This is a genomic window from Microcystis sp. M144S2 (assembly GCF_020246065.1).
GTDB classification, from domain to species: domain Bacteria; phylum Cyanobacteriota; class Cyanobacteriia; order Cyanobacteriales; family Microcystaceae; genus Microcystis; species Microcystis ichthyoblabe_A.
This window is the reverse complement of sequence record NZ_JADBTR010000011.1, coordinates 115,057-127,995: the sequence shown is the minus strand read 5'-3', so window position 1 is coordinate 127,995 and position 12,939 is coordinate 115,057. Positions and strand designations below refer to the sequence as shown.

The 12,939-nt window shown below is 43.0% G+C and carries 13 protein-coding genes; 8 read left to right on the top strand and 5 right to left on the bottom strand.

Features of this window, described 5'->3' with window-relative positions; genetic code table 11:
- Window positions 1-156 precede the first annotated feature (156 nt).
- Complete coding sequence (locus tag IM462_RS02080) at window positions 157-621, bottom strand: MEKHLA domain-containing protein (protein ID WP_287700394.1); 465 nt, start codon at window positions 619-621, stop codon at window positions 157-159.
- Between the two features lie 22 nt (window positions 622-643).
- Entirely contained in the window at window positions 644-1,825 is a 1,182-nt protein-coding gene (locus tag IM462_RS02075; protein WP_287700392.1) for a M20 family metallopeptidase, read from the bottom strand.
- Between the two features lie 229 nt (window positions 1,826-2,054).
- Here IM462_RS02075 and queF point away from each other — a divergent pair, with 229 nt between their 5' ends.
- The 3 genes from queF (at window position 2,055) to recQ (ending at window position 5,403) form a co-directional block, all read left to right on the top strand.
- Window positions 2,055-2,450 carry a preQ(1) synthase gene (gene queF, locus IM462_RS02070; protein WP_287700390.1) on the top strand — a complete coding sequence of 132 codons (396 nt, stop codon included), beginning with the start codon at window positions 2,055-2,057 and terminating at the stop codon, window positions 2,448-2,450.
- A 127-nt stretch (window positions 2,451-2,577) separates the two neighbouring features.
- Window positions 2,578-3,189, top strand: coding sequence for a DUF3318 domain-containing protein (locus tag IM462_RS02065; RefSeq protein ID WP_104397241.1), 612 nt, complete (start codon window positions 2,578-2,580; stop codon window positions 3,187-3,189).
- A gap of 108 nt (window positions 3,190-3,297) precedes the next feature.
- Entirely contained in the window at window positions 3,298-5,403 is a 2,106-nt protein-coding gene (gene recQ, locus IM462_RS02060) for a DNA helicase RecQ (protein WP_287700388.1), read from the top strand.
- Window positions 5,404-5,515: 112 nt separating this feature from the next.
- Here the strand turns inward: recQ and IM462_RS02055 are convergent, their stop codons facing one another.
- Window positions 5,516-5,758: a DUF8620 family protein gene (locus IM462_RS02055; protein ID WP_002740130.1), complete on the bottom strand. Its 243-nt coding sequence runs from the start codon at window positions 5,756-5,758 to the stop codon at window positions 5,516-5,518.
- Window positions 5,759-5,818: 60 nt separating this feature from the next.
- Entirely contained in the window at window positions 5,819-7,345 is a 1,527-nt protein-coding gene (gene lnt / locus IM462_RS02050) for an apolipoprotein N-acyltransferase (RefSeq protein WP_287700387.1), read from the bottom strand.
- Between the two features lie 238 nt (window positions 7,346-7,583).
- On the opposite strand from lnt, the gene IM462_RS02045 reads away from it, so the two are divergent.
- Entirely contained in the window at window positions 7,584-8,342 is a 759-nt protein-coding gene (locus tag IM462_RS02045) for a GAF domain-containing protein (RefSeq protein ID WP_287700385.1), read from the top strand.
- 81 nt (window positions 8,343-8,423) lie between these two features.
- Here the strand turns inward: IM462_RS02045 and IM462_RS02040 are convergent, their stop codons facing one another.
- The gene (locus IM462_RS02040; RefSeq protein ID WP_287700383.1) at window positions 8,424-8,810 is read right to left on the bottom strand and encodes a hypothetical protein; all 387 of its coding nucleotides are present in this window, start codon (window positions 8,808-8,810) and stop codon (window positions 8,424-8,426) included.
- A gap of 79 nt (window positions 8,811-8,889) precedes the next feature.
- Here IM462_RS02040 and hpsP point away from each other — a divergent pair, with 79 nt between their 5' ends.
- From hpsP to IM462_RS02020, 4 genes are all read left to right on the top strand, one after another.
- Window positions 8,890-10,101 (top strand): hormogonium polysaccharide biosynthesis glycosyltransferase HpsP, encoded by a 1,212-nt coding sequence (gene hpsP / locus IM462_RS02035; protein WP_287700382.1) that lies wholly within the window; start codon window positions 8,890-8,892, stop codon window positions 10,099-10,101.
- A 476-nt stretch (window positions 10,102-10,577) separates the two neighbouring features.
- Entirely contained in the window at window positions 10,578-11,144 is a 567-nt protein-coding gene (locus IM462_RS02030) for a glyoxalase-like domain protein (RefSeq protein WP_016517333.1), read from the top strand.
- A 45-nt stretch (window positions 11,145-11,189) separates the two neighbouring features.
- Entirely contained in the window at window positions 11,190-11,531 is a 342-nt protein-coding gene (locus IM462_RS02025) for a hypothetical protein (protein WP_002757816.1), read from the top strand.
- Between the two features lie 28 nt (window positions 11,532-11,559).
- Window positions 11,560-12,894, top strand: a complete 1,335-nt coding sequence (locus IM462_RS02020) for a flotillin family protein (RefSeq protein ID WP_287700380.1) — start codon at window positions 11,560-11,562, stop codon at window positions 12,892-12,894.
- Window positions 12,895-12,939 lie beyond the last annotated feature (45 nt).

Genomic DNA, 12,939 nt, shown 5'->3' with positions numbered 1-12,939 from the left:
CGATACAGTGGGGGTGTGGGGTGTGGGCTTCGGCCGTGAGCTCAGCCGAACGGGTGTGGGGTGTGGGGAGAGGGAAGCGGGGAGAGGGAAGTGGGGAAGTGGGGAAGTGGGGAAGTGGGGAAGTGGGGACGGAGTTTAAAGGCAGTACAGCTTAAATCAGAGAAAAATCCAATCAGCAAAAGTGGCAGCCTGTCCGCAATAAATGCCATCACGATCGATGATATTCCAAACGATCGCTTTTTCGATGCGAAATAGTTGACCATTTTTCGTGATCCTTACCCCGTGATAATCGTTGATATAGCCCTGTTTTTTGACTAAATCTAGCATTTTTTGGCGTTCTTGGGCGGGTTCCTCCCCCTTTACCGTCGCTCGCGAAGGAGTTGCTAATAATTCTTGCCAAGTTAAACCCCAAAGATCGAGGGCCCCGCGATTACCATAATTGAAGATCGGATTAGTTTGTGTACCGTGGGAAACTAGCACAAAAGGGGCATAAAAGAGCATTTTACTCTGTTCTTTGCCAGTACCGATCCAGGGTAAAAGCGATCGCCCGATTAACTGTTCATAACTATCCAGCAGCAATTCTGTCCAAGCTATAATAGCTAAATCTTCCCAAATTTCCATAAAATTATCTTGAAAAACTGGTTTAATCTTCCCTTTGCCAATATTTATAGGCCGCGTAGGCTAAAGTAATCACTCCCGTCAGAATTGCCGACTCATCCACTAAAAATTCCGGATGGTGAAGGGGGGGATTGAGGAGGTTAGTAGAACCCACTCCCAGACGGAACATTGTCCCCGGGGCCTGTTGCAAATAAAGGGAAAAATCCTCGGCCCCCATGGAGGGTTCCGAGAGAATTAAAACCCGATCCTGTCCCCAAGCTTCTAAACCAGCTTCTTCCACCAAACGGGTTAAAAATTGGTCATTTTGCACCGATGGCACACCCCGGCGATATTTTACTTGACATTTTGCGTTATAGGTGCTACAGACATTCGTGACCAAACTCTCGATCCATTCCGGGAGATGGGCGTGGGTTTCTGGGTGCAGCGATCGCACTGTTCCCGCCATGCGTACCTGATCGGCGATGACGTTGGGGGCGCGACCACCGCTAATCTGCCCGATGGTGAGGACAATGGGACGCAAAGGGTTTTGAGTCCGACTAATTGCCTGTTGCAAAGTGGTGATTACTTGCGAGGCGATCCAGATAGCATCGATCGCCTCGTGGGGCCGGGCCCCGTGGCCGGATTCCCCTTGAATAAAAATCTCCAGATCGTCGGCAGCCGCAGTTAAGGCCCCGTAACGAACCCCGATTGATCGGGCCGGAATCGAGGGGAAAACGTGCAGCCCGAAAACGGCGCTGACATCCCGCATCACCCCCTCCCGGATCATCCAACTGGCCCCCTGGGCGATTTCCTCTGCTGGTTGAAAGAGAAAGCGTATTTTTCCCCCCAAAGGTTCCGAGAGACGGGAAAGCACCATCGCCACCCCTAAACCGACGGTAGCATGAACATCGTGACCGCAGGCGTGCATAATCCCCGGTTTGCGGGAAGCAAAGTCTAAATCGGTTCTTTCTTGGATTGGTAGGGCATCCATATCGGCCCGGATGGCTAAAATCCTTCGATCACTGCCTTTTCCTGCCAATTCTCCCTTAACTCCCGTTTTTCCCACCGCTTCCTGCACCGATAGACCACAGGAAGACAAAACCCCGGCAATATAGGCGGCAGTTTGATATTCTTGCCCGCTTAACTCTGGATTCGCATGAATGTGGCGGCGAATCTCCACTAATCGGGGTGCGAGACTCTCGGCTATGTTTTTAATCTCGGAGAGCATGAAACCAGTTTTACAGTATCTTTAGGGTTAATCATAGATCATTTTTTACCTGAAAAGTTGGGTTTGGCTGATTTTCAGTCTCAACTGTCTTCTCGGCATTCTTTCAACCTAGTACTAAGCTAATTTGTCAAGAGGATGCAGGAGTTACTATTCATCTCTTGATTCGGCAACGCCTCTTGAGAGAAAATTCCAGCTATGATAGGAAACATTGTCTAGTTAGGAAAAAAACATGGTTCAGTCTTCCGAAAAAATTGAAGTTAAGTACGGGGAAAGAGAAATTGCCGAAGGAACATTAATTACTTTTCCCAATCCACGCCCTGGCAGAAATTACGATATTCATATTACTCTGCCGGAATATACCTGTAAGTGTCCCTTTTCCGGTTATCCCGATTTTGCCACTATTTATCTTAGCTACGTTCCCGATCAAAAGGTGATGGAATTAAAGGCGATTAAACTTTATATTAATAGTTATCGCGATCGTTATATTTCCCACGAAGAAGCAATTAACCAAATTTTAGATGATTTGGTGGCCGCTTGCGAACCCTTGCAGATGAAAGTTAAGGGGGATTTTCATCCCAGGGGTAACGTACATACCGAGGTGGAGGTGATGTATAAAAAAGAATAGCATAATGGTCTAGTTTGGGGATGGGTTAGCCCCCATCTCTAGCTGTTCTAGTTTTTATTGTCTGAATGGAGATATTAACTCAGAAAGCGATTATACTCAATGATTGAAGACTATTGGCCGGCGATCGATGAACCAAGACAACGAGATTAGTCATTTACTAGACCTCATGCCTGCTTCGGGACGGATGATGACGCGCATTGTCAGCAAACCCGAAAGCAGCAAGGTAATCGAAACTAATTTTCCCCTACCCTGGCAAAGAGGAGTCAGACCGATTCCAATTAATTTTGACCTCTGGCGGCAATTATCAAGATCCCAACGGGATTTAGTCTTGTTAAGGGCCGTCTGTGTTTTAACGGCAGTAAAATGGTTTAAACCCGATCTCGATCGAGTAATTGCTCTGGCTGGTATCATCGGTTTAACCGTGGAAACCCTACAAACCGATGCCGTGGGTATGGCAGTGGCGGGGGGTTTAACTGCCTTGGCAATTAACCGGATTTGGCGGGAAAAACGCAGCCCCCAACGGGAATTAGACGCGGATGAAGCCGCCCTAAAAGTGGCCGTTAGACGCGGTTACACGGAAACCGAGGCTGCTAAAAGTTTATTATCGGCTATTGAGACTATAGCTGAAATTGAGGGGCGATCGAGTCTCAATTTTAACGAGTTATTGCGCTGTCAAAATCTGAAAAAATTAGCCAATCTCTCCTTTGTTGGTGTTCCCGATCAGGTGAGACAATCTTAAGGTTAGTTGTTTTGGCTACTGGCTTTCTTTTTACCGATTACCGATCACTGATCACTTAAATCCCTAACCATAAAATAACTACTATAAAAATATTTTTCCCCTTGCTCAATGGCTGCAATTGACTCTTTAGAAAAAGCCTTAAAATATTACTTTGGCTACGATCAATTTAGACCGAATCAACGCCAAATAATTGAGGCTGCTTTAAATAATCAGGATTTATTAGTAATTATGCCCACTGGAGGCGGTAAATCTCTCTGTTTTCAGCTACCTGCTTTAATCAAAAAAGGGGTGACGGTGGTGGTTTCTCCCCTAATTGCCTTAATGCAGGATCAAGTAACTGCTTTAGCTGATAATGGCATCGGGGCAACATTTCTCAATAGCACTTTAAACGCTAAACAAGTCAGAGAAAGAGAATCTTTAATTCTGCAAGGAAAAATTAAACTATTATATGTCGCCCCAGAAAGATTATTATCGCCTAGTTTTTTAGATTTTTTAGCTGTTATTGATAATTACCTCGGTTTAGCCTGTTTAGCTGTGGATGAAGCTCACTGTGTCTCCGATTGGGGTCATGATTTTCGCCCTGAATATCGACAAATTAAACAAGTTCGTCAACGCTTTCCCTCCGCACCAATTCTCGCTTTAACTGCCACCGCCACCCAACAGGTGAGGCAAGATATTATCCAACAATTAGGATTGCGAGATACTTCCATTCATATTGCTAGTTTTAATCGTCCTAATCTTTATTATGAAGTTCAACCTAAAACCAGTAAATCTTATCAGCAATTGTATCAATATATTAAAGGACAAAAAGGATCAGGAATTGTTTACTGTATCAGTCGCAAAACCGTCGATCAAGTTGCCGAACAGTTACAAAAAGATGGTATTAATGCCCTACCCTATCACGCGGGTATGGAGGATCGGGAAAGAAGCGAAAATCAAACCCGTTTTATTCGGGATGATGTGCAGATTATGGTGGCGACAATTGCCTTTGGTATGGGGATTAATAAACCGGATGTGCGCTTTGTCGTTCATTACGATTTACCCCGCAATTTAGAGGGATATTATCAAGAATCGGGCCGTGCGGGTAGGGACGGAGAACCGGCTAAATGTACCCTCTTTTTTAGCTTTGCCGATGCCAGAAAAATTGAGTATTTTATTAACCAAAAAACCGAGCAAAATGAACAACAGAAAGCTCGTCAACAATTGCGACAGGTGTTAGATTATGCCGAAGGGACTGAATGCAGAAGATCGAGTGTACTAGGCTACTTTGGAGAAAGTTTTGCGGGTAACTGTGGTAACTGTGATAACTGTCGGAATGGGAACAATTCTGAGGATTGGACAATCGAGGCACAAAAATTTTTATCCTGTGTAGCGCGGACGGGACAAAAATTCGGTATGATGCACATAATCAACGTACTCAGGGGAGGAAAAGGTGAAAGAATCACCCAATATCAACATCATTTATTATCCACTTATGGCATCGGTAAGGATAAAACTCTCGGGGAGTGGAAACGTTTAAGTCGTTCCCTTGTCCAGCAAAATATATTAGTAGAAACTGAAGACGATTTTAGAATCTTGAAACTTAATCAACACAGTTGGGAAGTGATGCGGAAAGAACGTTCCGTGTTTATTGCCGTCCCCCAAAAAGCTAACGGTCAAATCTTGGGAGACGACAATCCCAATATGGTGGAAAGTGATTTATTATTCGAGCGCTTGCGGCAACTGCGGAAGAAAATTGCTGATAGTCAAGGGGTTCCTCCCTACGTTATTTTCCATGATTCTAGTCTGCGTTTGATGGCCCAATCAAAACCCCGGAGTTTAGAGCAGTTTCGTCAAATTTCTGGAGTAGTACAAAGCAAAGTTCAACAGTATGGGGATATATTTATAGCGGCAATTAATGATTTTTGTCAGGATAGTCTTCCCTCTACTCAATTCCTCACTCTCCAATACTATCAAGATGGTTTGAATGTGGAAGAAATCGCTCGCAAAAGAAGCTTAAAAGTCTCAACCATCTATGAACATTTAGCTAAATTGCTGGAAGCTGGTTACGAAATTGATATTAATCAGTTAGTTTCTAAGAATAAACAGGAATATATTCGTTTAGCGATTAAAAAAGTTGGCGTTCAATCCCTGAAAACTCTCAAAGAAAATCTGGGAGATAATTATAGTTATGAGGAAATTAAATTAGTTGTTGCTTGGCAAAGAAGACTTTAAAAACTATAGGAGAGGGGGAATTATGAATTATGAATTATGAAGTGGGGAAGTGAACTGATAAATGACCACTGATCACTGATAACTGATCACTGATAACTGAATTAAGCAAACCCTATTTAGGGGACAAGCGTTCTTGTATTTTATTAATTGCCCAGCTTAAAATCGCCCCCGCAATTAAAATACTAATAGCAGGATTGAATAGGGGCAGCCAAAGACGCTGAAAAAGTTTAAATCCTAGGGGAATTCCCGTGGATTCACCGATAACAGCCACGGCAAACCAGAGAAAACCCGCTATCACTAAAAACACATCAAATATTAAGATTCTATTCAACCACTTGACAAATTGCTCTTTCATTGCGGCAAAAACTCAGGTTATTTATACAGTTTATTCACGAAAAAGTATAGCACTGTCACCTTAATCCCAAGCTCTCGAGAGCCAAGCTAGTCCGGCAGTAATAATTAAAACTTTAGTTAACCAATCTCCCCAGCGCACATATAAAGTTCTCGTATCCCGTCGATAAATTGTTTCGCTATGGATTTGATATTTATCCAGATCCGATAGCCAAAGGTGATTACCGTGGGGATCGACAAAAGCAGAATAACCTGTATTGGTGGCCCGGGCCATCCATCGATCGGTTTCGATCGCTCGCATGGTATCCTGAGCATGGTGTTGAGCGGGCATGGCGTGGCTATAATGGGCGTTATTAGAAGCAGTAATAATAAATTCGCCTCCCCTAGCAGTTTGACGGCGAAAATGTTCGGAAAAAGCCGACTCGTAACAAATGCCCACAATGATTTTACCGAAAGGACTGTCAATAATTTGATCAGGATTTCCCTGGATTAAATGCGCTTGCAAGGGAGAAAGGCGATCAACAATTCCGCCCAAAATTTCCTGAAAAGGAACGTATTCGCCTAAAGGCACGAGAATTACTTTATCATACCGACTAATCACCTGTCCCTCGCCATCAATGGTCAAGAGACTATTATTATAACCCTTGTCCACCTTGCCAAATGCACCCAACCAGATCGGCGTTTTTTTGGCTAAAATTGCCGAATAAATCGAGCTATTATTGACTAAGTTCTCCCAATAGTAGGGTAAGGCGGTTTCAGGAGTTAAGACGGCATCTACTCCTTGATCGGCGAGAATTTGATAACCAGAGGTGTAACCTTCGATCGCCTTTTGAAATCCTAGGGGCGAAAGTTTAATTGTGTTGGGAATATTGCCCTGAATTACGCCAATTTTTATCCCTAAATCCCTTGACTTTTCGATCGGTTTATGGTATGTGTTCCATCCCCAGAGATGGAGGCTAAAACAAATGAGGAGGGGTAAAGAGAGAAAAGCGAGATTTTGCCGCGATTGACGGATTAGGAGCAAGCTTTCGGCAATTAAACCGTTAACTGCCACAATTGCCGCCGTTACCGTCGTAAAACCCGATAATTTGCCCAATTGCAGAATCAATAAATTATGGGGACTTTGACTATAAGCAAGGGTAGTCCACCAGAGGGGGGATTGACTCCAGAGAGATTCTAACCCACACCAGAGGGCAGTGCCGATGAAAACCCGTAGGAGGGCATCGCGAAAAGATGACCGATTAACACTTTTGTTGACATAAAACATAACTAACGTCCAAGTTAGCACGATCGCCGTTCCCCAAAAAGTGATAAACAACCAACAAAACAGGGCAATTGACAAACTGGCTAACCAGGGGACACCCATCCACGTCATCGGGTGAATTCCCGTGATCCAGAATAAAGCCAGACCATGGTAGGCAAAACCCCAGCCAAAACCGTATAAAAGCTGTTTTTTTAGGGATTTTTCCGCTAATCTCACAACCATCCACAGGGGGACGAGAGAAATCCAAGCGAGTAACCACCAAGAAACTGGCGCTACTGTTAACCCCATCCCCACACCGGCCAAAATTGCCCAGAGAAAACGCACCATTTTTCACTCCAGTCAGGTTAAACTGGTCTGACCCACTAGATCTCAGAGTAGCTAGAGGGAAGACAAAAAACAAGAGACAGACAGAAGTTTTGGCTACATCTACAATAGAGCAGTTAGTGAGTAAAAAAGCCCCTCGATCAGATGCGATGGCACGCTATAGACTCAGATAAACAGGGAGATGGGGAATGTTACCCTCACCCTGAAAGTCTAAACCCAGACTAAATAAGTGATTGAATAGATGGATAATTTTAACCCCAAAATAACAGCCCTGGCTCTTGTCTTGAATGTCGAGGAAAATCTCGAAGATATTTTTCGGAAAATAGCTAGTATGAGCGCTCATCAATTGCAAGCGCGGCACTGTTCAATTATGTTAAGCTCTCCACAGGAATTAAAAGGGGAAATTACCGATTATCTAGAAGTTTTTGCCCATGATGATGAGCTATCACCTTTAGCTGATCAAGAAATAATTAAACTTGATCAACTTATTGCCGGCACTGTAGCGGCGACGGGGAAACCTTTACTAATTAAGGATATCACTCGATCGCCATTTGCCAGTGCAGCCCCTTATTCCAAAAAATCAAATAATAATAGTTTTATAGCCGTACCGATTATCCTCAATCAGCAGGTAATCGGAGTAATTAATCTCAGTTTTCCCCTAGACAAAAAACATTTTGAACTATTAGATTTAGAAATCTTGCAGTTATTCGCTCAACAGGCTGCCCAATCCCTGCAAATTTTTCATTTGCAAGGGATGTTAAAATCTCGTTTTGTGGCCATGGCAGTGACTAGAGAAATAGCAGAAATTCAGTCCGAACATTCGATCGCTGTCCATCCTTATCCCCCGAAATTAGCCAAAATTGTCGCTAAGGCTTTTTTTAAAGAATTAACTCAGGCCGGTTTTGGCACCCATGAAGTTATTGAGATTGCCAATGAGGTTTTGAGTTTACTACAAAAGACTCTTAATAAACATAAAAATCGTCTGGAAGCAAAAGATTGAGCGCTAGTCAGGGGTTAAAATCTACTAACTTGCCACTCCCGTGCAGTCCCAAGTAATAATTGAGATGGTTAACAGCTTAATTTACTGATCACCGCTGCCGTCCTGCCGTCCTAATTCATAAACACCGGAGGCAACACAAGCGAGAATACCGACACTAATCGGCCAACTTTTTCCTAAACTAATCTCGATTAACCAATCGGATAAACCGCCGAGAATGAGAAAGGGAATAATACTAAAGATAGAGGCATAAAAAGCATTTTGGGATTCTCTGGCGACGCGAGTTTTTTCAAACTCCTCTAGGGAAGTATAGAGGAAACGCTCGGCAAAATTAAACCAGCGATCAAAAATTTCTATAAACCAATTTCGCACCCCGGCTAACCCCAAATATAATGCTAAAGACCAGAGACAGCTACCGGCAATAAAAGCCGGAGAAATATTGATAGTGAAGGGCAGAAAGTCGATTACCATAAATGAGAGCCACAGAAGTGGTAAATTTGAGCGAACGGCTTGATCGATCTTAACAAGTCTTGACCCTTGCACCAAAAAGATGAAAATTCTTCAGATTGTTCCTTCGATTTCCCTTGTTTACGGGGGTCCTAGTCAAATGGTACTCGGTTTGTCAGCAGCCTTAGCCCAACTGGGCCAAGATGTGACTATTATCACCACCGATTCCAATGGTGACACGGGACAAGCACCCCTAGATGTGCCTTTGGGGGTCCCTGTTAGTCAAAATGGCTATCAAATCTATTATTTTCCCTGTTCTCCCTTTCGGCGCTATAAATTTTCCCTTGATCTGTTTACTTGGTTGGCTAATAGGGCAAAAGATTACGATATCGCCCACATTCACGCTTTATTCTCCCCGGTAAGCAGTATATCAGCTTCGATCGCTCGTTATCATCAACTGCCCTATATTCTCCGTCCCCTAGGCACCCTCGATCCGGCAGATTTGCAAAAAAAACGGCAACTTAAACAAATATATGCCAATTTTCTGGAAAAACCCAATTTAGCGGCGGCGGCGGCGGTTCATTTTACCAGTCAGCAGGAGTGTCAAACTGCCGAAAGATTTAATATAAAAACTAAGGATATTATCATCCCCCTAGGGGTAGATTTTTTTAACCCACAAGCTTTACCAGTAAAGGGTTTTGAGCTTCCCGAAAATAAACCGATCATTCTCTATATGTCCCGTCTTGATCCGAAAAAAGGTCTAGATTTATTGCTGCCCAGTTTAGAAAGGTTGTTAGAAAAAGGCCTAGATTTTCATTTTGTCTTAGCAGGAGGTAATCCCCAGGACAGGGAGTACGAAAATCGGATTAAAAATCAGATCGAGCGGTCAATATTGGGCAAAAATACGACAATTACCGGATTTGTCACTGGAGAAGTGAAAAATAGCCTCCTCGCTAGGGCCGATTTATTTGTTTTACCTTCCTACTATGAAAATTTTGGCATTGCGGTTGCAGAAGCCATGGCCGCCGGAATTCCCGTGGTGATCTCGGATCGGGTGGATCTGCATCCTGCGGTGGCAGCAGCGGCCGCGGGATGGGTGACAGCTTGTCAGCTTGAGGATTTAACTAATACTTTGGAAGCGGCTATCACTAATCCTGAAATTCGCCAACAACGAGGGAAAAATGCCAGGGATTTAGTCTTAAATCAATACAGTTGGTCAGCGATCGCTGAACAGCTGTTAACTGTCTATCAAGATTTAGTCTGCGCTATCGATCGTCCCCTGCTCGATCGAAGTCACAGACGGATTAAGATTTAGGCCATCAGGATAACCAGCACTAAAAATGCCAGTAGGGTTAAACCTGATTGCAGAAAGACGGGGAGTGCAAAAGAATTCATAACAGTGGCTCACTTTCTAGGGACGGCTCTATTCCCAATATACGCTTTCATCTCCGCTAATTCCTCATATTTTTGGGCGCAATGTCATCATCCCATCATTTATTCATCCCATAGGGAAAATTTGAGGCAAATTGTACCTCATTCAAACTGGGTAGGGAACATTTTAATACAAATGTACGAAACTTAGTCACTCCCCACCCCGTTAAGTAGCTAAGTAGTTAGGTGTTAAAAACTATCGGATCCCCCCTTAATCCCCCCTTATCAAGGGGGGATTAAGGGGGTATCGAACCCAAAATCTATCTTCAATTTAATTATAACCAGCTACTTAACTTAAGTTTCAGCGTCGTGATTATAATTAGGGAATGATAGAAATTCTTAGGCAATAGGATCACATCAGTGTTGATAAATCATCTTTTCTTCGGCGCTTTCCTACCCCTTGATACTCTCCTGTCCACTCAGGGGATTATGGTTATGCTCCTGGCCGCTTATGCTTTAGCCATGTGGATGTTTCTAACTAGCGCCCCAAAAGTTCATACAATCATGGTGACAGATTTGGAGACAGCCCGACAATTTTATGAAGGACTTTTAAATTTACCCACCGCCGATGTCCCCCTCCATTACTATTACAATTATGAGCAGACGATGGGCAATAATATGATTGACCCATTTTATATGTCTAGTAATCCGGCTGTGACTACTGCCAACCCTTCTTTGGGAGATCAACCCCAGGGTTTATGGTATCAGTTAAAGAAAAATACCCAACTGCACATCGTTGGTGGGGCAACCGCAGGTTATAAGGATCGTCATCGTCACGTTTGTTTTGATCACGATTGTTTAGAACAAATTCTGATGCGGGTGGAATCACGACGCTTAAAGTATAAAGTTCGTCGCAATAAACCTTTAAATTTTTTGGTCAAAGATAATGCTGATCGCGTGATTGAAATGGCCGAAGTCTCGAATTAGTTAACAATTAGATTGGGGGCAACCATAACGGTAAATAACTAAACTATGAATGCTCAACTGCTCACAATCGTTTTAATTTCTTTAGGGGTAGGTATTGGTTTGGCCATTCTACTCCTGATTTTAGTCAAGTTAAGACGCTGCAACCAACAGGTAAATAGTATCGTCGATTATCACTCTCTCATCGGTTTAATCGGAGTTGTTCAAATCCCCTTCGATAAAAATAGCAAGGGGAAAGTGCGAGTTAATGTCGGGGATAGTCTGATCGATATAGTAGCGATAACGGAAGGGGAAGAACAATTTAATGTCGGGGATCAAGCATTTATCCTCAATTTCCAGGATAATAAAGTTTTAGTCATTGCGGAAAAGTATATCAGAGGCGATTTGTAATTTCTTCTAGACCAAAGGGTAACTAACTATGAATAGTCAAAATAATTCCTATCTCATCCAAATTAATCCCAACCAATACGACAACAATAACAATAACAGTGCTGGCAATTTATTATTGAATAGTGTTCCCATTGCTTTATTGATATTTCTGGGGATCGGTGCGATTTGGTTTATCAATTCTTTTTTGTGTATTTGTAAACCCAATGAAGTAGTCATCCTGAGTGGGATGAAACGCAAATCAAAAGATAGACAAGATGCAGGTTATCGAGTTATATCGGGGGGTCGGGCGATTCGTATTCCAATTTTAGAAACCGTTAAACGCATGGATGTCACCACAACCCCGATCAGAATTGAGATTAAAAATGCCTATTCTAAGGGCAATATTCCCCTGAATATAGTGGCAATTGCTAACGTGAAAGTTAGTTCTAAACCTGAAATAGTCGGCAATGCGATCGAACGTTTTTTAGATCGAGATCGAGAAGAAATTATTCGCGTAGCTAAAGAAACTTTAGAAGGAAACTTGCGGGGTGTAGTCGCAACAATGACCCCCGAACAAGTGAACGAAGATCGCCTAAAATTTGCCGAAAGTATTACCAGTAACGTTAGTAAAGACCTGTTTAAACTCGGTTTAGAAATTGATACTCTCAAAATTCAAAATGTTGCCGATGACGTGGATTATCTTAACTCCCTCGGACGGGAAAGAATCGCTTTAGTCATGCGTGATGCTGAAATTGCTGAATCAAATGCCCTCAATGAAGCTGAACAAATAGTCGCGGAATGTGAGGAACAGGCAACCGTAGCTAAAACCCGCGATCAAATTATCATTTTAGAGCAAGAAAACGAGTTGAGAAAGTTAAAGGCAAAACTGGAACAACAGGCTAAATCGGAAGAAGAAATAACTATCGCCGCCGCTAAGGAAAAACGTGCTATAGTTGAAGAAAAATTTCAACAGGTCAGGGCAGAATTGGAAAGATTACGTCTCCAAGCAGATCAAGTTTTACCCGCAGAAGCGCAGCAGGAAGCTGAAACTTTCCGCGCTAGAGGAGAAGCGGCAATTTTTGAAGAAAATGCCAAAGCTGAAGCCTTGGTTAACGAATTATTCGCGGAAGTCTGGCAAAACACCGGCAGCGAAGCAGAAGCAATTTTCTTGATTCAACAGTTAGAAACTATCCTGGAAGAAGCGATTAAAATTCCTAAACGATTACACCTCGAGCGAGTTAATATCGTTGATAATGGTGATGGTAAATCCCTGGCTACCCTGATCAAAGTCTATCCCGAAATCGTTAATCAATTCCTCGCCAGTGTCCATCAAACCCTCGGTATTGATGTCGTGGGAACTCTCACCAATAAAATTGAAAAATAGCAGTCAGAAAACCTACTAGACAGGCCTTCTAAAATAGATTGTAAC

Excerpts from the sequence above, each read along its gene's own strand:
- IM462_RS02025 (WP_002757816.1), top strand. The coding sequence starts at position 11,190 with ATGAATGCTCAACTGCTCACAATCGTTTTAATTTCTTTAGGGGTAGGT.
- hpsP (WP_287700382.1), top strand. The coding sequence starts at position 8,890 with ATGAAAATTCTTCAGATTGTTCCTTCGATTTCCCTTGTTTACGGGGGT.
- recQ (WP_287700388.1), top strand. The coding sequence starts at position 3,298 with ATGGCTGCAATTGACTCTTTAGAAAAAGCCTTAAAATATTACTTTGGC.
- IM462_RS02020 (WP_287700380.1), top strand. The coding sequence starts at position 11,560 with ATGAATAGTCAAAATAATTCCTATCTCATCCAAATTAATCCCAACCAA.
- IM462_RS02065 (WP_104397241.1), top strand. The coding sequence starts at position 2,578 with ATGAACCAAGACAACGAGATTAGTCATTTACTAGACCTCATGCCTGCT.
- lnt (WP_287700387.1), bottom strand. The coding sequence starts at position 7,345 with ATGGTGCGTTTTCTCTGGGCAATTTTGGCCGGTGTGGGGATGGGGTTA.
- IM462_RS02055 (WP_002740130.1), bottom strand. The coding sequence starts at position 5,758 with ATGAAAGAGCAATTTGTCAAGTGGTTGAATAGAATCTTAATATTTGAT.
- IM462_RS02080 (WP_287700394.1), bottom strand. The coding sequence starts at position 621 with ATGGAAATTTGGGAAGATTTAGCTATTATAGCTTGGACAGAATTGCTG.
- queF (WP_287700390.1), top strand. The coding sequence starts at position 2,055 with ATGGTTCAGTCTTCCGAAAAAATTGAAGTTAAGTACGGGGAAAGAGAA.
- IM462_RS02045 (WP_287700385.1), top strand. The coding sequence starts at position 7,584 with ATGGATAATTTTAACCCCAAAATAACAGCCCTGGCTCTTGTCTTGAAT.
- IM462_RS02040 (WP_287700383.1), bottom strand. The coding sequence starts at position 8,810 with ATGGTAATCGACTTTCTGCCCTTCACTATCAATATTTCTCCGGCTTTT.
- IM462_RS02075 (WP_287700392.1), bottom strand. The coding sequence starts at position 1,825 with ATGCTCTCCGAGATTAAAAACATAGCCGAGAGTCTCGCACCCCGATTA.